The organism is Flavobacterium gelatinilyticum, from assembly GCF_027111295.1.
Classification (GTDB): domain Bacteria; phylum Bacteroidota; class Bacteroidia; order Flavobacteriales; family Flavobacteriaceae; genus Flavobacterium; species Flavobacterium gelatinilyticum.
Window position 1 is genome coordinate 1,646,646 of the sequence record NZ_CP114287.1, and the last position, 21,060, is coordinate 1,667,705.

Annotated in this window: 20 protein-coding genes; 9 read left to right on the forward strand and 11 right to left on the reverse strand. The window is 35.0% G+C overall.

What is annotated here, in order from left to right; translation table 11 throughout:
- Positions 1-51 precede the first annotated feature (51 nt).
- On the reverse strand, positions 52-2,667 hold the full coding sequence (locus tag OZP11_RS07060; RefSeq protein ID WP_281234519.1) for a YfhO family protein: 2,616 nt from the start codon (positions 2,665-2,667) through the stop codon (positions 52-54).
- 50 nt (positions 2,668-2,717) lie between these two features.
- The gene (locus OZP11_RS07065; RefSeq protein WP_281235508.1) at positions 2,718-3,002 is read right to left on the reverse strand and encodes a DUF4834 family protein; all 285 of its coding nucleotides are present in this window, start codon (positions 3,000-3,002) and stop codon (positions 2,718-2,720) included.
- Between the two features lie 125 nt (positions 3,003-3,127).
- Between OZP11_RS07065 and OZP11_RS07070 the strand changes: the two genes are divergently transcribed.
- Together OZP11_RS07070 and OZP11_RS07075 are read left to right on the forward strand one after the other, a co-directional pair.
- Positions 3,128-4,096, forward strand: a complete 969-nt coding sequence (locus tag OZP11_RS07070; RefSeq protein ID WP_281234520.1) for a transporter — start codon at positions 3,128-3,130, stop codon at positions 4,094-4,096.
- Between the two features lie 49 nt (positions 4,097-4,145).
- Positions 4,146-5,264, forward strand: coding sequence for a GTP cyclohydrolase (locus tag OZP11_RS07075; RefSeq protein ID WP_281234521.1), 1,119 nt, complete (start codon positions 4,146-4,148; stop codon positions 5,262-5,264).
- Between the two features lie 169 nt (positions 5,265-5,433).
- On the opposite strand, the gene OZP11_RS07080 is transcribed toward OZP11_RS07075, so the two are convergent.
- Together OZP11_RS07080 and capB are read right to left on the reverse strand one after the other, a co-directional pair.
- On the reverse strand, positions 5,434-5,916 hold the full coding sequence (locus tag OZP11_RS07080) for a hypothetical protein (RefSeq protein ID WP_281234522.1): 483 nt from the start codon (positions 5,914-5,916) through the stop codon (positions 5,434-5,436).
- Positions 5,917-6,038: 122 nt separating this feature from the next.
- Complete coding sequence (gene capB, locus OZP11_RS07085) at positions 6,039-7,298, reverse strand: cysteate-C-fatty acyltransferase (RefSeq protein WP_281234523.1); 1,260 nt, start codon at positions 7,296-7,298, stop codon at positions 6,039-6,041.
- Between the two features lie 280 nt (positions 7,299-7,578).
- Between capB and nirK the strand changes: the two genes are divergently transcribed.
- Genes nirK through OZP11_RS07100 form a run of 3 tightly spaced genes read left to right on the forward strand, consistent with a single transcriptional unit; the run spans position 7,579 to position 10,441 of the window.
- Positions 7,579-9,024 carry a copper-containing nitrite reductase gene (gene nirK, locus OZP11_RS07090; RefSeq protein ID WP_281234524.1) on the forward strand — a complete coding sequence of 482 codons (1,446 nt, stop codon included), beginning with the start codon at positions 7,579-7,581 and terminating at the stop codon, positions 9,022-9,024.
- Between the two features lie 17 nt (positions 9,025-9,041).
- The gene (locus OZP11_RS07095) at positions 9,042-9,818 is read left to right on the forward strand and encodes a formylglycine-generating enzyme family protein (RefSeq protein ID WP_281234525.1); all 777 of its coding nucleotides are present in this window, start codon (positions 9,042-9,044) and stop codon (positions 9,816-9,818) included.
- Between the two features lie 17 nt (positions 9,819-9,835).
- A complete protein-coding gene (locus tag OZP11_RS07100) occupies positions 9,836-10,441 on the forward strand; it encodes an SCO family protein (protein ID WP_281234526.1) in 606 nt (201 codons plus the stop codon).
- Between the two features lie 41 nt (positions 10,442-10,482).
- Here the strand turns inward: OZP11_RS07100 and OZP11_RS07105 are convergent, their stop codons facing one another.
- The 5 genes from OZP11_RS07105 to OZP11_RS07125 all read right to left on the reverse strand — a co-directional run bounded on the left by OZP11_RS07105 (position 10,483) and on the right by OZP11_RS07125 (position 16,055).
- Positions 10,483-11,727: a hypothetical protein gene (locus tag OZP11_RS07105; RefSeq protein ID WP_281234527.1), complete on the reverse strand. Its 1,245-nt coding sequence runs from the start codon at positions 11,725-11,727 to the stop codon at positions 10,483-10,485.
- A 231-nt stretch (positions 11,728-11,958) separates the two neighbouring features.
- Positions 11,959-12,693, reverse strand: coding sequence for an iron-sulfur cluster repair di-iron protein (gene ric / locus OZP11_RS07110; protein ID WP_281234528.1), 735 nt, complete (start codon positions 12,691-12,693; stop codon positions 11,959-11,961).
- A 27-nt stretch (positions 12,694-12,720) separates the two neighbouring features.
- On the reverse strand, positions 12,721-14,955 hold the full coding sequence (locus OZP11_RS07115; RefSeq protein WP_281234529.1) for a nitric-oxide reductase large subunit: 2,235 nt from the start codon (positions 14,953-14,955) through the stop codon (positions 12,721-12,723).
- 96 nt (positions 14,956-15,051) lie between these two features.
- Positions 15,052-15,582, reverse strand: coding sequence for an azurin (gene azu / locus OZP11_RS07120; protein WP_281234530.1), 531 nt, complete (start codon positions 15,580-15,582; stop codon positions 15,052-15,054).
- Positions 15,583-15,605: 23 nt separating this feature from the next.
- On the reverse strand, positions 15,606-16,055 hold the full coding sequence (locus OZP11_RS07125; protein ID WP_281234531.1) for an RrF2 family transcriptional regulator: 450 nt from the start codon (positions 16,053-16,055) through the stop codon (positions 15,606-15,608).
- A 205-nt stretch (positions 16,056-16,260) separates the two neighbouring features.
- Here OZP11_RS07125 and OZP11_RS07130 point away from each other — a divergent pair, with 205 nt between their 5' ends.
- Positions 16,261-17,037 carry an NYN domain-containing protein gene (locus tag OZP11_RS07130; RefSeq protein ID WP_281234532.1) on the forward strand — a complete coding sequence of 259 codons (777 nt, stop codon included), beginning with the start codon at positions 16,261-16,263 and terminating at the stop codon, positions 17,035-17,037.
- 29 nt (positions 17,038-17,066) lie between these two features.
- Positions 17,067-18,581, forward strand: coding sequence for an FMN-binding glutamate synthase family protein (locus OZP11_RS07135; RefSeq protein WP_281234533.1), 1,515 nt, complete (start codon positions 17,067-17,069; stop codon positions 18,579-18,581).
- Positions 18,582-18,640: 59 nt separating this feature from the next.
- On the opposite strand, the gene OZP11_RS07140 is transcribed toward OZP11_RS07135, so the two are convergent.
- Together OZP11_RS07140 and OZP11_RS07145 are read right to left on the reverse strand one after the other, a co-directional pair.
- The gene (locus OZP11_RS07140; RefSeq protein ID WP_281234534.1) at positions 18,641-19,075 is read right to left on the reverse strand and encodes a hypothetical protein; all 435 of its coding nucleotides are present in this window, start codon (positions 19,073-19,075) and stop codon (positions 18,641-18,643) included.
- Positions 19,076-19,326: 251 nt separating this feature from the next.
- A complete protein-coding gene (locus OZP11_RS07145; protein ID WP_281234535.1) occupies positions 19,327-19,731 on the reverse strand; it encodes a hypothetical protein in 405 nt (134 codons plus the stop codon).
- Between the two features lie 269 nt (positions 19,732-20,000).
- Between OZP11_RS07145 and OZP11_RS07150 the strand changes: the two genes are divergently transcribed.
- On the forward strand, positions 20,001-20,399 hold the full coding sequence (locus OZP11_RS07150) for a ribosomal maturation YjgA family protein (protein WP_281234536.1): 399 nt from the start codon (positions 20,001-20,003) through the stop codon (positions 20,397-20,399).
- A complete protein-coding gene (locus tag OZP11_RS07155; RefSeq protein ID WP_281234537.1) occupies positions 20,371-20,949 on the forward strand; it encodes a non-canonical purine NTP diphosphatase in 579 nt (192 codons plus the stop codon). The genes OZP11_RS07150 and OZP11_RS07155 overlap by 29 nt, the downstream gene beginning before the upstream one ends.
- Positions 20,950-21,060 lie beyond the last annotated feature (111 nt).

The following is a 21,060-nucleotide window of genomic DNA, read 5'->3' on the forward strand; positions in this document are numbered from 1 at the left end:
ACCTATAATTCCACAAAGACTCGCAAAGATTTCACTAAGCTTCACAAAAATTTAAACTTTAAACTCACTTTTATTTGCAGAGCTGTTCTTTCTCTCAAAATAAATACCGCCAGCCAAAAGCAGCAACATTCCAATAGAACTTACTAACACAATAGTTCCTCCTGTTTTAACGACCTGAGGTTCAAATTTAAACTCTATTGTATGTTTTCCACCCGGAATTTCCATTGCTCTTAAAACATAATCAACAGGGAAATGATCTGTTAATTGTCCGTCAATATAAGCGTTCCAGCCGTTTTTATAATACATTTCAGAAAATACAGCCAAACCATCTTTAGTATTATCAGACTGATATTTGATATAATTTGGTTTGTACTCTACTACCTTAATAGTTCCTGTAGTATCCCACTGTTTTTTCATTCGGGCATTTCTAAATTTGCCTTCATGCTCGCGAACGTTAAATACAGCGACCTTTTTAGTATCCAGATTATTTAGAGCTTTCATTACATCATCCGGTTTATTTACCAGTTTTACATGACCTACAAACCACGCATTGCCATTAGCTTCGGGATTTATGGTTGGGATTTCATTTCCTTCTTTATCTGTCTGAATTACATACTTAACATTTAGCATATTCAGTATTTCCAGATTATTTTTTGCGATTTGATAATCAAATAACTGCTGCATTTTTCTAGGCTTAGCAGCGTGGTATCCGCCAATAGAATGATGGAAATAAGAAGCTCTTGCACTTGACATGTTGCCGCTTAATTCAAAAACCCTATAATGAGTAGTATCTTCTAAAATTTTAGCATCTGCGGGTGTTTCCTGAAACGGAGCTGCGATTTCAGCAGGGCTTTTGAATTTCTTTGCATCAACATACTTCTTATCAATAAAAAATAAGTCAGAAAAAATTAAAACTCCAACTAAAATAATTGTAAGCTGATTGTATTCTTTCTTTACTATTAACCTCCAAATTAAATAACCAACAGAAAATGCAATTAAAGGAACAAATGTTTTGATAGTCAATAATGTTTTTTCACCAAAAACAATAAAGATAAAAAACACTCCTAACAGTGCTAATCCTATTACAAGTAAATAGCTTAATGTTATGATTTTACTTTTATACTTTATAAAACAATATAAGAATGCAAATGATAAAACAGTGAAAAAGCTTGAACGCAATAAATCCGCCAGATAGAGACTCATCCTGTCTTCTTTTAATGCATCTACAAAATCAGGTCCATAACTTTGTAATAAATAATTATCACTACTTCCTGAAAAATGAAACATACCTTTGGCAAGAAGCAAAATCAAAAATGTTCCCAAGCAAAAAGCAGCTGTTTGTAATAAAGCTTTAATCTTCAATCGTTCATCATCATTTCTAAAGAAAGATTGAAGTCCCATTATTGACAAAATTGGAAAGCACACTTCCAAAATTACCTGAATAGAAGATACGGCTCTAAATTTATCATACATTGGAACGTAATCAATAAAAAAGTCCGTTAGTAAAGAGAAATTTTTTCCCCACGAAAGCACTAAAGAAACTAAAGCACCTGCAAGGAATACATATTTAATTCTTCTGTTATCTAAAAACAAAGCTAAAACAGCCAAAAAGAAAATAACTATACCTATATAGGCCGGAGCTGCTACAATAGGCTGGTCGCCCCAATACGCTGGTAAACCGGAAACAAAATCCTCTGCCTGATCAGAAGGCACGCCGTGATTAATCATAAACGAATACATATGACTGTCTTTGCCAAGATTTTCGCTGTTTGAACCACCAAAAAGTCTTGGAGCTATCAAATTAAAACTTTCGGCTATTCCGTAACTGTATTCTGTTATATATTCACGGCTAAGCGCGTTTTCATTTTCTCTTTTAGTTCCGTCCGGATTAAAAGTCAATTCACTGTTGCTTCGGGTACTGTATTTAGCATATTCGCTTGTAGCCATTAAATTAGCTGCATTGGCACCAATAGCAAAAATTGCCGCCACAGCCAAAGTACCGCCTGCAATTAAAAGTGGTTTGTATTCTTTATCTTTTATAAAATTGAAGGCAAAATAGCCTGAAAGAATCAATAAGAAAATCAATAAATAATAGGTCATCTGGAAGTGGTTGGCATTAACCTCCAATGCAACTGCAAACATGGTGAGGAGTCCTCCCCAGACATATTTTTTCTGAAAAACCAGTATAAATCCGGCAATGACTAATGGCATATATGCGATTGCATGCGCTTTTGCATTATGTCCAACGCCAAGAATAATTATTAGATAAGTTGAAAAACCAAAGGCTACAGCGCCTATAAAAGCTTTTAAAGGATCTGTTCTTAAAACCAGCAGCAGTCCGTAAAAACCAAAAAAGTATAAAAACAAATAATCAGCAGGACGTGGTAAAAAACGCAATGCATCATCCAGCTTACCTATAAAATCGTAAGGATAATTGGCTCCTAACTGATAAGTAGGCATACCGCCAAATGCAGAATTGGTCCAGTAAGGCTCTGCATGTTCTGCAGCACGGAAGTCATTTTGTTCCTTTGCCATTCCGGTGTACTGAACAATATCTGACTGGAGAATTTGTTTTCCCTGAAGAACCGGATAAAAATAAATTAATGATACTATAATAAAGCCCAGAATTGCAAGGGCGTGCGGGTAGAATTTATTTACTATTTTCAATTTTGGCTGGTTTGGTTAAATGATGAATCCTGTTTACTTAGGATGCAAACTTAATCTATTTCTTCGTAATCAACATAATCGCCTACCTTTTTGGTTTCGCGCGGTTTTTTTGCATTGGCAGTATTAATGATTATTTCATCATTATTATTTTGAGTGCGCTGCCATGAATTATCTTGCTGATATTGTTGTTGTCTCTGAAAATTTTCACCTGCTTTTTCAACCGCTTTTTTTACCAGTACCGGCAAAAAGATTTTGGCTAAAAATTTAAAAATATAATAAAACGCAATAATCCACATTATCGTTTTAAACAAATTTGTAAAAGATGCTTCTTGCATAATCATATAATTTTTTTTCAAAATTAGTAAATCCGTTGCTTAAAATTAAAATATCAATCTTAAATAAATAATAAAATATAGTACATTTGAATTGCGTTATTATTTTCTTTAATCCCCAAATAATTATGTTGAAAATTAAAAACTTACTTTTTACATCGCTTTTTTTAATCCCGCAATTCTTCTTTGCACAATATACAGATGTAATCAACTCTAACCGTCCCGGAAAAAGCATGTCTGCGTATTCCGTTGGAAAATCAGTCATTCAGGGCGAAATAGGTGTTTACGGTATCAAGGAAAAGCATAATTTGTTAGGTTACGATGCGAGCGGTTTTGGAACCGATTTAAGTATTCGATACGGCGCTTTTCTGGAAAAACTGGAGTTTATGTTGGATGTGCAGTACCAAATGGAAAACTTTGACACGCCTTATACCAGCTACAAAAAAAACAATTTCAGGCAGACTACTCTAGGTGCAAAATATTTAATTTATGATCCTTACAAAAATTATAAACGAGAAGTTAATATTTACAGTTACAAAGCCAATCGTAATTTTCAATGGCGCGAATTAATTCCGGCTGTTTCTGTTTACGCAGGAGCCAATTTTGTTGGAGCAGATAATCCGTATTATTTTTCGCCAGACGGTGCTATTTCTCCTAAAGTCTCAATTATGACGCAAAATTTATTAGGAGGAGGAGCCTGGGTTTTTGTAACTAATATTATTGCTGATTATATTGGTACAGATTATCCTAGTTACGGTTATATTTTGACTTTAACACACGGATTTAATGACAGATGGTCCGGTTTTGTTGAAAATCAGGGATACAAAAGTGATTTTTACAGCGATGCCATTGTTCGAGGCGGAGCCGCTTATCTTCTTACTCCAAACATGCAGGTAGATGCTTCTATAAGCACCAACTTTAAAGATACTCCTTCTATTTTATATGGAGGTGTTGGTTTTTCTTGGCGTTATGACGGATGGTACAAACAAAGACAGGAAAACAACAAAGCCCAGGAAAAAGCCAAAAAGAATCCTGAAAACGAAAAGAAAATAGATTATCAGGAAAAAGAAAGAAAGCGTAAAGCGAAATACGAATAAAAACAAAAATTTATCTAACCTCTTAAAAGAGACTTTATAACCAATCTGGATGATCACAATAAAAGAAGCCAAAACAAAAAAAGAATTAACCGAGTATATCAAATTTCCTTTTTCACTTTACAAGGACAATCCGTATTGGGTACCTCCTATTATTGCTGATGAATTAGAGTCATTTGATAAAACGAAAAATCCTGTTTTTGATAATGCAGAAGCTTACTTTTATCTGGCTTACCGCAATAACGAAATTGTTGGACGTATTACCGCTATCATAAACTGGACTGAGGTTAATAATCAGCATAAAAGAAAAGTAAGATTTGGCTGGTTTGATGTTATTGATGATATTGAAGTAACTAAAGCACTGCTTGAAAAAGTCTACGAATTAGGCAGAAAACACAACTTAGAACATGCCGAAGGACCAATGGGATTCTCAAATCTGGACAAAGTTGGTCTGCTTACAGAGGGATACGATCAGGTTGGGACTATGATTACCTGGTACAATCACCCTTATTATGTAACGCATTTGGAACAGTTAGGTTTTGCCGTTGAAAAACAATATATCGAAAGTATTTTCCCTTTCTCTAACGTAAAACCGGAGTTTTTCCAAAAGGCTCAGGAATTAATAAAGAAACGTTACGGATTAAAAGCGCTAAATTTTACCAAAACAAAAGACATTATGCCTCATGTAGACAAAATGTTTGATTTGTTTAACGAAAGCTACGCTAAACTAGCTTCGTTTGTAGCTATTTCGGATATACAAAAAGAGTATTTTAAGAAGAAATACATCAGTTTTATCAATCCGGAATACATCAAATTTGTTTTGGATAAAGATGATAATCTGGTTGCTTTTAGTATCGTAATGCCAAGTTTTACAGAGGCTTTGCAGAAAATCAAAGGAAAACTGTTTCCGTTTGGTTTCCTTCATTTATTAAAAGCTAAGAAACACAGTAAGGATGTTGTTTTTTACCTCATCGGGATTCACCCTGAATATCAGAACAAAGGAGTTACTGCCATTATTTTTGATGAGTATTATAAAACTTTTTCACAAAAAGGAATCCAGAACTGTATCCGTACACCGGAACTTTTAGAAAACAATGCGATCCATTTATTATGGAAAAACTTTGATCCTATTATTCACTGCCAGAGAAAGACTTATTTAAAAAACCTTTAGTTTTTTTAGTCGTTAGTCGCAGTTTTCAGTATTCAGTTAATTCGAGCGGTTTTTAGTTTTCAGATGCTGGAAATGGAATTCAAATAAAAACTAAACGGTTTAAAAATTATATAAAAAAATCCATTCGTCCCCAAAACGAATGGATTTTTCACTTTCATAAACACTTTATTTACTCTACTTTACAATCTACTTTTATTAAAGTATTTTTTTGATCAAATTTTAATTTGGTTTTATCTTTAAAAGTTACTTTATCATTGGCTGTTACTACATCTCCGTATCCTTCAATAAAAGTTCCGTCTTTTTGAAGAAAAACAACTTCTCTTACAGAGGATACTCCTTCCGAATTAAAGGTATAATCGGCAATTAAAGTATCTCCTTTCATATTCCCAATCAAAGTTCCTTCATTTTTATCTTTTCCAACGAGATTATAACTCAGTTTTCCATTTACTTCCTGATGTGAGTTTACATTGAAACTCATCTCGATTACGCTTCCGTCAGATCTCCATGCATAACACTGATCACCGGCCGGTTCTACGATTTCGGCTTCTTTTGGCGGACTTGGTGTTATTTGTACCGGTTCAGTAGTGGTTGCTTTTTTACATGAAACCAAAACTGTTAAAATTAAGGTTGTTAATAATGCTATTTTTTTCATATTCTCTTTTTATTTTGTTGATTATAGCATAAAGTTACCCCAAATAAAAAAAATCCATTCGTATGAGGAATGGATTTTTTTACATAATTCCCACTTAAGGAAATCAATTTTTTTATAGTAAATTATGAAACGTCAACTGTAGTACGTTCTGCAATTTCTTTATAAGTTCCGTTTGTTAATTTCTCACGGATAGCTTCAAAAGCTGTTAAAGTTTCTTCGATATCAGTTAACGTATGAGAAGCTGTAGGGATCATTCTTAACAAGATGATTCCTTTTGGAATAACCGGATATACTACAATAGAAAGGAAAATACCGTAGTTTTCTCTTAAGTCATTTACCATTACCATTGCTTCCGGAATACTTCCTTCTAAATAAACCGGAGTAATACAAGTATTTGTATCTCCAATGTTGAATCCTTTTTCTTTAAGACCGTTTTGCAATGCATTTACATTCTCCCAAAGTTTGTCTTTTATTGCAGAAGAATTACGCAATAATTCTAAACGTTTTAATGAACCAATTGTCTGGATCATAGGTAGTGCTTTTGCAAACATCTGTGAACGTAAATTGTATTTTAAGTAATCAATAACTGTTTTATCAGCTGCTACGAAAGCTCCGATATTAGCCATCGATTTTGCAAAAGTTGAGAAGTAAACATCAATATCTGCCTGAACTCCCTGCTCTTCACCTGCTCCTGCACCTGTTTTTCCAAGTGTACCAAAACCGTGTGCATCATCTACTAATAAACGGAAATTGTATTTTTGCTTCATCGCTACAATTTCTTTCAGTTTACCCTGTTGTCCGCGCATTCCAAAAACACCTTCGGTAATAAACAAAATACCACCGCCTGTTTCCTCGGCCATTTTAGTAGCACGCTGCAGGTTTTTCTCCATACTTTCAAGATCATTGTGTTTGTATGTGAAACGTTTACCCATGTGCAAACGAACACCATCAATGATACAAGCATGAGAGTCAACATCATAAACAATAATGTCGTTTTTAGTAACAAGGGCATCAATAATAGATACCATTCCCTGATAACCAAAATTCAATAAATAAGCAGATTCTTTCATTACAAAAGCAGCCAGTTCATTTTCTAACTGCTCATGATAAGTAGTGTGTCCTGACATCATACGAGCTCCCATAGGATACGCTGCACCAAACTGAATTGCCGCTTCTGTATCTGCTTTACGAACTTCCGGATGATTTGCCAGACCTAAATAATCATTCAGACTCCAGTTTAAAATATCTTTTCCATGAAATTGCATTCTCGGACCTAACTCACCTTCCAGCTTTGGGAAAACATAGTAACCTTCTGCCTGAGAAGCCCATTTTCCTAAAGGCCCTTTGTTGTCCTGAATTCTTTCGAATAAATCTTTTACCATAATATAGTGTAGTAATAATTTTAATGTAAACAGCGAGCAAAAATAATCATTATTATTCTAAAATTCAGAGAGTCATTTTATTTTTATTGAAAAATATTCAGTACATTATAGCGAATCCCTTTTTATTTCTAACAAAAACAACCCTTAAAGTCCAATTTAGACAGATCATTCTCGAAAAAGTATGACTTTTATCATAATAAAAGACAAAAATGTCTTTTATATTTGAATAGAAAAATTCTTATTTTTATTCAAAACACAAAAAAAACAAAATCAGCAAGTTATGAAACCAAAAAACAAAAAATTAATTATGATAAACGTTCTTTTATGTTCGTTTTTCATGCTTCTGTTATTAGGAAGCTGCAAAAAGAATGAGCCTGCTAATTATGCCGATATCATGACAGAAGGTGAAATGGAAGCAGAACTTACTGCACCGCCGCTTGTACCTAAACCGGTTGGAAACAGAACCGCGATGAAATTAAAATTAAACATGGAAATCAAGGAACAGGAAGGAACTATGACTGACGGTGTTAAATATACATACTGGACTTTTGGAGGTTCTGTTCCGGGAAGTTTCATCAGAACCCGCGTGGGTGATGAAGTAGAATTTCACTTGAAAAACCATCCTGATAATAAATTACCTCATAATATCGATTTACATGCCGTAACCGGACCTGGAGGGGGGGCAACTTCTTCTCTTGTAGCTCCGGGACATGAAAAAGTGTTCAGTTTTAAAGTAATCAATCCCGGATTATATGTATATCACTGTGCAACTGCTCCTGTGGGAATGCATATTGCAAATGGTATGTACGGACTGATTTTGGTTGAACCAGAAGGAGGACTTCCTCCTGTTGATAAAGAATACTATGTTATGCAGGGTGATTTTTATACTCAGGGCGAATACGGAGCAAAAGGTTTACAGCCTTTCGATATGAATAAAGCAGTAAAAGAAACTCCTGATTATGTAGTATTTAACGGAAAAGTAGGTGCTTTAACTAATGGCGGTGAATTAACTGCAAAAGTAGGCGAAACTGTTCGTTTATATGTTGGAAACGGCGGACCAAACCTGGTTTCATCTTTCCACATTATTGGTGAAATATTCGACAGCGTACATGTTGAAGGCGGAAGCACAATTAATAAAAATGTTCAGACTACTTTAATTCCTGCCGGCGGTGCTGCGATTGTAGATTTTAAGGTAGAAACTCCGGGAACTTTTATTCTGGTAGACCACTCGATCTTCAGAGCATTTAATAAAGGTGCTTTGGGAATGCTGAAAGTAGAAGGCAAAGAAAACAAAAACATTTATTCAGGAACGATACAGGAAGGAATCTATCTGCCTGAAGGAGGTACAATTCAGAAAATGCCGGGCGGATCAGCAGCAAAAACTGAAACTCCTAAACGTACACTTGCCGAAAAAATCAATATAGGTAAAGAAATTTTCGGGACCACTTGTTTTGCCTGCCACCAGTCTGAAGGACAAGGAATTCCGAACACATTCCCTCCCCTTGCAAAATCAGATTATTTAAATGCCGATTCTAAACGCGCTATTAATACAATTCTGCATGGTTTAACAGGAGAAGTAACCGTAAACGGCAAAAAATACAACAATATAATGCCTGCTCAAAATCTTTCTGATGATGAAATTGCAAACGTACTGACCTACATTTATAACAGCTGGGGAAATAACAAAACTGAGATTACCCCTGAAATGGTAAAAGCGCTAAGATAACAGCAAAAACAACCGGTATGAAAAAATACATTTTCATTCTTGTCTTTTTCTCTATGCTTCCTGCAGTAATGAAGGCGCAGGAAGCAGGAATGGTTCTCATAAAAGAGGGATCTTATGTCCCTCTTTATGGAGCCGTTTCTAAAAATCCCGTTGTGGTAAAATCATTCTATCTGGATGTTTATCCCGTAACAAACCGTGAATTTTTAGAGTTCGTTAAAAAAAATCCTTCGTATAGTAAATCTAAAATAAAAGGAATATTTGCAGATAAAAGCTATTTGTCTTACTGGAAAAACGATTCTGATTTTGGAACCGCAGATCCTAAATCTCCTGTTACCGGGGTTTCGTGGTTTGCAGCCAAAAAATACTGCGAATGCGAAGGAAAACGTTTAGCCACAATGGATGAATGGGAATATGCAGCGATGGCCGACACTAAAAAAATCGACGCCAGAACCAAAAAAGAATTCAATGAATACATTTTATCCTGGTACGAGAAATCACGAACGTATGAGAATCAGGTTGGAAAAACTTTCAAAAATTACTGGGGAGTATACGACATGCACGGTTTAGTATGGGAATGGACATCTGATTTCAACAGCATTTTTCTTTCCGGAGAATCCAGAAAGGATAAAAGCACTGATAAAAACCTTTTTTGCGGCAGCGGTTCTGTAAATGCAACAGATTTAATGGATTATGCCGCTTTTATGCGATATGCTTTCAGAGGAAGTCTTAAAGCCCAGTATTCGACCCGAAATCTTGGTTTTAGATGCGCCAGTACAACAAAACCCAAAATTTAATTTAAACTGAGTTCAAGATGAAAAAAATGACAATCGCTTTACTGGCTCTTATGATTTCTTTTTCCGGCTGTAAAAAAGCAGATAAACAAGAAAGTAAACCGAAAGCAGAGGAAAGCAAGGAAATTAGTGATTTATCTATTTACAATCTGCCATCGAAATGGACCAATCAGAACGGAAAAGATATTGAATTAAAAAGTCTTAGAGGAAATGTTCTGGTCATGGTGATGATTTACACCAGCTGTAAAGCCGCCTGCCCCAGATTAGTCGCAGATATGCGCGATATTGAATCGAAACTGGATAAAAAAACAAAAGGAAATGTAAAACTTATTCTGGTGAGCATAGATCCGAAAACAGATACACCGGAAAAACTGAAATCTTTTGCCATCGCCAATCAAATGAATAAAGATCCGTGGATTTTCCTTCGTTCATCAGAAGAAAATACCCGTGAATTTGCAGCTGTTTTAGCGGTTAATTATAAGCAGATTTCACCAATAGATTTTTCGCACTCTAATATTATCAGTGTTTTTAATCCAGAAGGAGAGCTGATCTTTCAACAAGAAGGTTTAGGTGTAAATAATGAAAAAACAATAACAACAATAAACGAAGAAGCAGCAAAAATATAAAACTTAAAATAGGTTGATTAGTCGGAAACAAGAGCAGATTTTTAGGAATGGATCGGCTCTTGTTTCATTTTTAGAAGTGACGCCATTAGTAAAACCAATCCTAAAACCAGCAGAATACTAAACACAAAGATACTTTGGTAATACCCCGGCATCATTCCTTCGCCGTAATACAAAAGCCAGCCTTGCAAAAATAACAGTAACTCTGTTGCTATATATCCGAGAATAAAACATTTCACTCCCGTTTTAACCAGCAAAGAGCTTCCGGAAAGCATTTTATTCTGAAGCAGTATTCCAAACAAAAATCCGGTGATAATTCCTAAAGTTAACAAGTGGATAAACCCAATTACAAAATTTCGGATTTGATGCGAAACCACTGCCAGATTAGGTAAAATTGTGAGCATCTGAATGCCGATTTTTAAGAATAAAGAGCACAAAGCCAAACTATATACTATTTTAGCGGTGCGATCTAAAGTACTTTTAAATGCAGTTATTTGAGGCTGCAGCATCTTATAAAAATAAACAAAAGCCCCTAACTGACATACCACTCCCAAAGCATTGATGTAATTCAAAACATCATTTTCTACAAACCATCTTACAGGAAAAGAAACGGTCAGGATTGTCGAAATAATTACAGCGATATAGAATTTCTTAAATTTAACTTTATCAATTTCAGCCTGAAACTGTTTTAAAAACAAAGCCAAAATGGCAAGAATAAACCATCCGTTAAACTGAAAATGAAGGAAAAACTGAATAGCAATCTGATAAAAAGCACTTTGCTTTCCTAATGTACTTACAGCCGGTCCCAGGCACCAAACGCCAAAAGTTGACAAAATCATAAATAAAACCGAAGCAAATAAGAGTTTTTGTGCAGGAGATTTATCTTTCAGACTGTCTTTCCATACCAAACGGCAGAAAACATAACTCAGCAGTATATGCATCGTCGAAAATACAATTGAAAACAAGGCATAGCCCTGTATGGGAAAAGCAATCATCATCCCGATAACCGAAACCTGTGTAAGCCAGAACAAACGATTGTAAACCGGTTTTTGACTTTTCTCTTTCGGAATAAAAAAATGTACCACTAAAACATAAATAATCAGATAAACCCAGCCTAACATTGCAGTATGAGAATGTGCGTGGAGCAGAAAGCTGTAGTTTACAAAATCTACCGGAAAAAGATACACAAACCGCATTAAAAGCCCGAAAAGACAGGCAATAAAGAAATTGAAGAAACAGCAGAGTATCCAGCTTTTTTGAGAATTCATAATCAATATTTTTTTATACATAGAAACATGGTTTTGGCACACCTAAAAAGAAGTTCACTTTTCAGGAACAAACATAACTGTTGTTTTAAAGCCTAATATTTTTTTTCTATGTTTCTGTGTTTATTTATTTTTTGAGTTAAACCCAATTTCTAAAAGTAGCAAATTGAGTGGATTTCTTCTAATAAAAAACACCGATAATGTATCGTTTTATTGATATTTATCGGTGCTTTCTCCACTATTAAAATCTAAATTTTATTCTTCAACTTCAACAAATTCTTTTTCAAGAAGAACTGCTTTCGGAAACAAGATATTATTCTCCAGGTGAATGTGTTTGTGCAAGTCTTCTTCAAATTCTTTAAGCATTGCAAAAGCCACTCTATAAGTTGTACAGCCGTCTGCAGGAGGTGTATAATTATCTGTTAACTCAGCAATTTCTCTAAAACGCTCTCCTTCATTATCGTGTTCGTGCATCATCATAGCAATTGGATTTGACACAGTTCCGAAAGATGGCATTGACAAAACACCGTTTGATTCTTTAGTTTTCACCATTCTTTTAACGAAAGGAAATAAAACCAATTCTTCTTTTTTCATGTGCTGTGATAACTCGCCTGCACAACCAATAAACAATTCATTAATTTTAAATAATTCCGGATGATTACCACCGTGAACTTTGCAAAGTTTGTCTAAAAAGGCAAGCAGAACCTGTGATTTTTCTTCTACATAACGGTGATGTGTTTTCTCGATATAATCTGCCAGTAAATCCAAAGGCCATGAATTAAAATCGATGTTTCCGTTGTTTTCTGATTGTAAAACATCATATACACTTTGCAATAATGTATCGGCATCAATATTTTGTTTTTCGCACACTTCGGTTACAGTTCTGTTTCCTTTGCAGCAAAAATCAATTCTATATTTAGAGAATACTGCAGCTGTTCTAAAATCTTCTGCTACAAACGATCCTATTGTTTTGTTTTTTAAATTTTCCATGATACTAAATTTTAAAATTTTGTTTTTTTATTTTTTGTTTTTTAAAGTCAATTCAAATACGAACCACGCCATTGTAATAAACCCGATTCCGAAAATAGAATCCCCAATTGCACGAAGCCATTTTAAGGTAATCATAGCCGGCTGCTGCATTAATTCTGATGAACGTGCATACCACATTCCGTGTTCGATACTTTCGATTGCCTGCCATACTCCAATTGGAAGTAAACTAAGAATCGCCATCAGGAACAAACCAATATTTAATGACCAGAAAGTAATTTTAAGCAGTTTGGTATTCCAGTTTACATTTCTGTATAAACTTCTTAATACAAATAACACCAAGCCAATTCCTAACATTCCGTATACTCCAAATAAAGCAGTATGTCCGTGTAAAGGTGTTGTATTTAATCCCTGCACATAATAAAGCGCAATTGGCGGATTGATGATGAATCCGAAGATTCCTGCTCCAAGGAAATTCCAGAACGCTACAGAAATCATAAAATAAATCGGCCATTTATAATCCGCAATCCACTGTGTTGATTTTGAGATTTTATAGTTTTGATACGCTTCAAACCCAATTAATGTCAATGGTACCACTTCTAAGGCACTGAAAGTAGCTCCTAACGCCATAATCGCAGTTGGTGTTCCTGAGAAATACAGATGATGGAATGTTCCTAAAATACCTCCCGCCATGAAAATAATAGTTGCAAACAATACATTTAAGGTTGCTGTTTTGGTTTTCAATAATCCCAATCGAACAAATAAAAATGCAATTACTACTGTAGCAAATACTTCGAAGAATCCTTCTACCCAAAGGTGCACTACCCACCATCTCCAGTATTCTGCAATAGCAAGATTGGTTTGTCTTCCCCACATTAATCCTGCTCCGTAGAACATCGCAATTGCTGAACAAGAAACTAAGAACAAAATGATCAGGTTTTTCTCTTCTGTTTTTTTCTTTAAAACAGGAAGTAAAGGGCGAATCATTAAAGCCAGCCATAAAAACAGTCCTACTAAAAGGAAAATCTGCCAGAAACGACCTAAATCAACATATTCATATCCCTGATGTCCAAACCAGAAATTTTGCACCAGATTTAATTTTTGCATTACACCAAACCATTGTCCGGCCATTGATCCTAAAACAATAATCAATAAAGCAATGAACAGGAAGTTGATACCAAAACACTGGAATTTAGGGTCTTTACCAGAAACTGCCGGAGCAATATACAATCCGGTTGCCAGCCAGGCCGTTGCGATCCAGAAAATAGCCAATTGTGTATGCCATGTACGGGTTACTGAATAAGGCAAAATCTGATCAATTGGAATTCCGTACAAACCATTTCCTTCCACTCCGTAATGCGCTGTAATGATTCCGAAAACCATTTGTAAAACCATAAGTAAGCTTACAATCCAGAAATATTTAACAACCAATCCCATCGATTTGGTTTTTCCCTGCTTGATAAGCGGATCTTCTTTTGGAAGCGGGAATTCTTCCTCTTCACCTGATTTTGCATGATAGAAAACTAAAATCCCGACACTCAAAATCAATAATATAATACTTACTCCCGACCATGCTAAAAGTTCTGTCGTGGCTGTGTTTCCAACTAAATCATCTGCAGGCCAGTTATGCGTGTATGAAATGTCTCCATCAGGACGATTCGTAACTGTTGCCCAGGTTGCCCAGAAGAAAAATGCATTCATCTTCTGCATGTGAGCTGTATCTTTTATTGAGTTTTTTGGAATTGCATATTCCTCTCTCAATTTATCAAATTTAGGATCATTTGTAAAAAGACCTTTGTAATATTCGCTTAGATATTGAATAGCTGCCAGACGGTTTTCAGATATTTTAAGAACGCCTGACGCCGCGTCGTAGCGATTCACTCTTACATCTTTTTGCAGACGAATTTTTAAAGCCGATTGTTTTTCTTCGTCCAGTTCGTCAAACTTTTTATTAAAATCTTCCTGAGCAAATTTGTCCAGTATAAAAACGGCTTCTCTGTGCAGCCAGTCTGCAGTCCAGTCCGGCGCTACATAGGCTCCGTGACCCCAGATAGATCCTACTTCCTGACCTCCTATACTCTGCCAGATATTTTGTCCGTCTTTAATTTCGGCTTCGGTAAAAACAACTTTACCGGAATCTGTTATAATTTCTTTTGGAACAGGCGGTGCCTGCTGATATATTTCGTATCCGTAATAACCCAGCACTGCAAATGATATACTCATTACAAGTGCAAAAATTATCCATAATTTTTTTTCTCTTTTCATTTCTCTTGGGGGATTATCAATAAAAGATAATATTATCTTTTATTAGGTTTTAAAAAAACTCCAAATCAATATGAAGGGATTTGGAGTTTTGGTTATTTACTCAACAATCAATACACCTTTCATCATAGCCACGTGGCCAGGGAAAGAGCAAATAAATGGATAAGATCCTTTTTTATCAATTGTAAATTCGATTGTATCTTCTTCTCCGCCTCCTAATAATTTAGTGTGAGCGATAATTGAAGCTTTTTCAGATTCCGGAATATAATCTGCTGCTTTAGCATCATTAGCTTTTAAAGCAAAAGCTGCCTGATCTGTTCCTTCCTGTAAAACTACCAAATTGTGTCCCATAGCTTCTTTTGGAATTTTACCAACATGTTTCAAAGTAAGCGTGATAGGTTTTCCGGCAACGGCTTTTAATTCGTTTGTGCTAAACTGCATTTGGTCATTTCCTTCAATAACCAGTACATTTTCTGCTGTTGCAGCTGCTGCAGGCGCTGCTTCTCCTTCTCCTGTTGTATCAGTTACTTCTGTTGTTTCTTCTACCGGAGCTGCTTCTTTTTTTCCGCAGGAAGTTATTGTTAAGAATCCCATAAGGATTAATAGCGAAATTTTGGTTTTTGTATTCATTTTTTTTGGGTATTTATTTAATGTTAATCTTTAATATTAAGTGTCTTTAAAAAGAAATCTCCTGATTTTACACCCAGAGCCAATTGCTCTAAAGTGGTTTTGGTAAGCATTTCCAGCAGTAGTCCCCTTATTTTCTTAAACTCATGATGAACAGGACAAGGATGATCTTCAGAACATTCTCTAAGACCAATGCCGCAACCTCTGTAAATTTTATCTCCGTCGATCGCGTCTACAATCTGAATTAATTTGATGGATTTGAGAGCTTCGTTTGAAACTTCAAAACCTCCTCCTACTCCTTTCGCTGAATGAATAATACCGCTCTTGGTCAAAATCTGCATAATCTTGGCCGTAAAAGGTTCCGGAGAATCAATTTCTTTGGCTACATCTTTTATTCCAACCCTGATTCCTTTTGAGGATTTGGTTGCAATAAAGATCGAAGCTCTAATTCCGTATTCGCAAGCTTTTGAAAACATCTTTCGTTCATGGATTAATTCTGGACAAAGATATTCAAATTGATTATAAAAGACAAATTTATCCTTAATTAATTTTTCAACGAAATTCCTTATTTATAATCAAAATAATTAATGTGGATAAAAACACTTATTCCTGCTCCAGTTCTAATAAAAACAAATTTTAATTTTAACTTTGAGTGTACTTAATTTTTATAATTCTTAAATAATGGCTTTAAGCAACTCACGAGATTTAAAACTAGCCGTTCTTATCGATGCAGATAATGTACCGTACAGCAATGTAAAAGGCATGATGGAAGAAATTGCGAAGCTGGGAACTCCTACTACCAAAAGGATTTATGCCGACTGGACAAAGCCAAATGCAACTGGATGGAAAAACGTTTTACTGGAACATGCCATTACTCCTATCCAGCAGTATAGTTATACGGTTGGAAAAAATTCTTCTGATTCTGCTCTTATTATTGATGCCATGGATTTACTTTATTCCGGAAAACTGGACGGATTTTGTATTGTTTCCAGCGACAGTGATTTTACACGACTCGCAGTTCGTTTGAGAGAATCGGGCATGAAAGTGATTGGCATTGGAGAAAAGAAAACGCCAAATTCGTTTATTGTAGCCTGCGACCGATTCATTTATATTGAGGTTTTGGACGGTGCCACACAAAAGAAAAAGCCAAAAGCAATCGCTGATACTAAAAAACCGGTTGAAAAACCTGCTGAAAAAGCACTTCATAAAGTTGACAAACAAACTATTGAACTTATCGAGGCCACTATCGAAGATATTGAAGATGATGACGGCTGGGCTTTCCTTGGAGATGTAGGTAATCTGATCGTAAAAAAGAAACCAGAGTTTGACCCCCGAAACTACGGTTACTCTAAACTTACGCCAATGCTGAAATCACTGACTGATTTTCTTGAAATCGACGAAAGGGAATCAGACAAAAAAGGCATTAAACATGTCTATGTCCGACTTAGGTTCAACTAATTAATTTTATTACTTTATTATTTAAAAACATGAGAAAAAAATTCTTTATCTACGGATTTTTATTGTTTCTAATTGTTGCCGCAATTTATTACTACACCGGAAGAGGTTATCTTCTTGTGTTTATCATTCCTGTTTTACTGATTGTGGGGGCTTATAACGCATCACAAAAAAAACATGCTATTTTAAGAAATTTTCCGGTTTTGGGTTATTTCAGATATTTATTTGAAATGATTGCACCAGAAATTCAGCAGTATTTTATAGAAAGATCGACTGACGGAAAACCTTTCTCCAGAAACCAGCGTTCACTGGTTTATCAAAGAGCCAAAAATATCGATTCAAGCACTCCTTTTGGAACACAGCAAAACCTGAATACCGAAAGCTATGAAGGAATCAAACATTCTATTTTTCCGGCAAAAGTAAATGAAGAATTACCTCGTGTTCTGGTAGGCGGAAAAGACTGTAAGCAGCCATACAATGCTTCTTTGTTTAATGTTTCGGCCATGAGTTTTGGTTCATTGAGCGAACATGCTGTACGTGCTATAAATCTGGGTGCTAAAAAAGGAAATTTCTATCAGAATACAGGCGAAGGTGGTTTAACTGATTTTCATTTAGAAGGCGGAGGCGATATAACCTGGCAGATTGGTACCGGATATTTTGGGTGTCGTGATGCCGAAGGAAATTTTAGTCCTGAAAAATTCTCAGAAAAAGCGAATCTGCCAAATGTAAAAATGATCGAAATCAAACTTTCTCAGGGAGCAAAACCAGGTCACGGAGGTGTGCTTCCGGCAGCGAAAAACACCGAGCAGATTGCCAAAATCAGAGGAGTTATACCTCACACCATGATTCTTTCTCCTCCGGGTCATACCGCTTTTTCGGATTCAAAAGGATTAATTCGTTTTGTAAAACAATTACGAGAGCTGTCAAACGGAAAACCAATTGGTTTTAAATTATGTATTGGAAACACAGCCGAATTTGAAGCGATCTGTCACGAAATGATTGCCGAAGACACGTATCCGGATTTCATTACTGTTGACGGTGCCGAAGGCGGGACCGGTGCCGCACCTCTTGAATTTGCTGATGGTGTGGGAATGCCGTTTGAACCTGCTTTGATTTTTGTAAATAAAACACTAACTGCTTTAAACATTCGTGATAAGATACGCATTATAGGAAGCGGGAAAATTATTTCAGGATATTCTATCTTGCACGCTATTGCTTTAGGAGCCGATATGTGCAACAGCGCACGTGGTTTTATGTTCTCTTTAGGCTGTATTCAGGCTTTAAGATGTCATAATAACGAATGCCCGACAGGAGTTGCTACACAAAATAAAATGCTGATGAAAGGTTTGGTTGTAACCGATAAATCAGATCGTGTCTATCATTTTCATAAAAATACGCTTCATGCAGCAAACGAACTTTTGGCAGCAGCCGGAAAAACATCATTTGCCGATGTCGACATTAATATCTTTATGCGAGGTGATGAATTTACCAATTTATCAGAGTTGTATTTCCCTGATAACTTAACAAACGTTACCAAACGAAATTAAAACAAAAAGGCCTCTTTGAATACACAAAGAGGCATTTTTCATTTATAGCAGCTGCTAAATTAAAGTTTTGCAGTTTCTTTATTTGGTTCCGAATCTTTTTCTAAAACTGCCAGTTCTTCTTTATTTACTAATTGCTGTGCCAAAATAGCATTATTATAAGCTAAAAAGTAAACATCAAACGTTACGCCTTCATCTATTAAGGAAGCAGAAATCTGGTCATTTTTAATCATTTCTCTCAATAAATCAGGGAATGATTCTTTGTATGTAGCTCTGTTTGAATCGTTTTCTTCTAAATTCGTTTCGATTCGTATTTCAATTTTGTTGTCTTTTAAAGAAGCTTTTGCTGCCGTACTTACAATACCGTATCCTTTAATAGACGATGAATTATTGTATTCACTTACATGTTCCTGAATTTTCTGCTTGGTGTTTTTACAACTTACCAGCAGTAATGCAAAAGCAAATACAAATGCGATTTGGGTAATTTTTTTGATCATAGTTTTTGGTTTTATAGTTAAACTTGTAACTCAAACATAGTGAACTTTTAACACAAAAACAATATCACAAAACAAAAGTTAATTATGTAATTATTTAACTACAAGTAAGTTAAATAAAAAACAGATCTTTAAAATATTAACAAAACAAAAGCTATGTTTCAATAATTTATTTCAGAATTTTTTCCTTGAAAAAACTCTTTTTAAACAAACTCAAACTTAGAAATGCTGCCTAAAAAGCTGAAATTCAGTTATTACTTTAACAATTCCGGCAAAGTTTCTTTATTTACAACTTCTTTTAACAGAACTGTATTATCATCAGCCAGATAATAAACATGAAATTGTACTCCCTCATTTACTAGTTCTGTAAAAATCGGATCTCTATCTGCAACCTGTTTCAACAGTGCCGGAAAAGCCGTATTTGCTTTTACCTTATTTGCTTCATTTTGTTCTAAAGCCGTTTCAAACCGCAATTCGATTTTATTGTCGTTTATATATCCTCTTGCAGTAGTAAGGGTAACATCTTCAGCTTTAAAACTTGCTGCTGTGCTTTTATAAGTTGTTACATATTCCTGAAGTTTTTGTTTGGTGTTTTTACAGCTTATCAGCATTAAAACCAGAATAAACGATGCGGTGATTTGAATAATTTTCTTTATCATAATTTTACAATTTTTTATTTTAGATTTTGAAGTCCTAAAAGTGCTTCAAGATAGTAATAATCGGTGTAATTTAGAGAACAATCTGATTACCAATAAAAAATAAAGCCACAAATTACGGGAAGGAATTTTGTTTTCGTCTGCTTGTTGTTTTTTGCAGATAGGTATTTCTTTTTGTCAAAGTTTTAGAACTTTAACAAAGAGAAAAAAACAAAGAACAAAAAAATCAAAAGATTCATCGTAAATTTACATCATCAAAATCAAAACTAATTTTGAATACATCCAGAGTATTATATTCTATTCTATTTCTGTCGGTTATCTTTCTTGGAATTCTTTCCAGAAAAACATCATTGGTTCCGTTATGGATTGGGGATTCATTGTATGCTATCATGATTTTTCTGTTGTTTCGCATTTTCTTTCCGCACAAAAAAGCATCCCATATAATACTATTTTCTTTAGGAACCTGTTATTGTATAGAGTTTTTACAGCTTTATCAGGGTGCCTGGATGATCGAACTCAGAAAAACACTCTTTGGCAGATATGTTTTAGGTCAGGGCTTTTTATGGTCAGACATACTGGCTTATACAACAGGAATATTTTTTATCTTTTTAATCGAAAAAATCATTTTAAAATACCACACTTATGAAACTCGTTTTCGCTTCAAACAATAAAAATAAAATCAAAGAAATTCAAAGCATCCTGAACGGATCTATACAATTATTAAGTCTTGAAGATATCGGCTGTCATGAAGAAATTCCGGAAACAGCTGATACAATTGAAGGCAATGCTGTTTTAAAAGCCAATTATGTGACCGAAAAATATGGTTATGATTGTTTTGCCGATGACACAGGATTAGAAGTAAAGGCCTTAAACGGAGAACCTGGCGTTTATTCGGCAAGATATGCCGGAGAACAAAAAAATGCCGATGATAATATGGACAAACTTCTTGAAGCATTAAAAAATGAAAAAAATCGAAGTGCCCAGTTTAAAACTGTTATAGCTTTAAATTTAGATGGTGAACAGCATCTTTTTACAGGTCTTGCAAAAGGTGAGATTACCCTAGAAAAATCGGGTACTAACGGCTTTGGATACGACCCGATATTTCAGCCGGAGGCATATTCTGAAACTTTTGCCGAATTGGCTTCGGAAATCAAAAATACCATCAGCCATCGCGCAAAAGCCACTGAGCAACTTATTGATTATCTGAACGCAAGAAAATAATTGTTCAAAATACAACATTTTACTATACAAATTTGATATTTGACGACGTTTTTTCTGCATCAATTCTCAAATTTATTTAAAAAATGATTTTACATAAAATATAACTTTTTG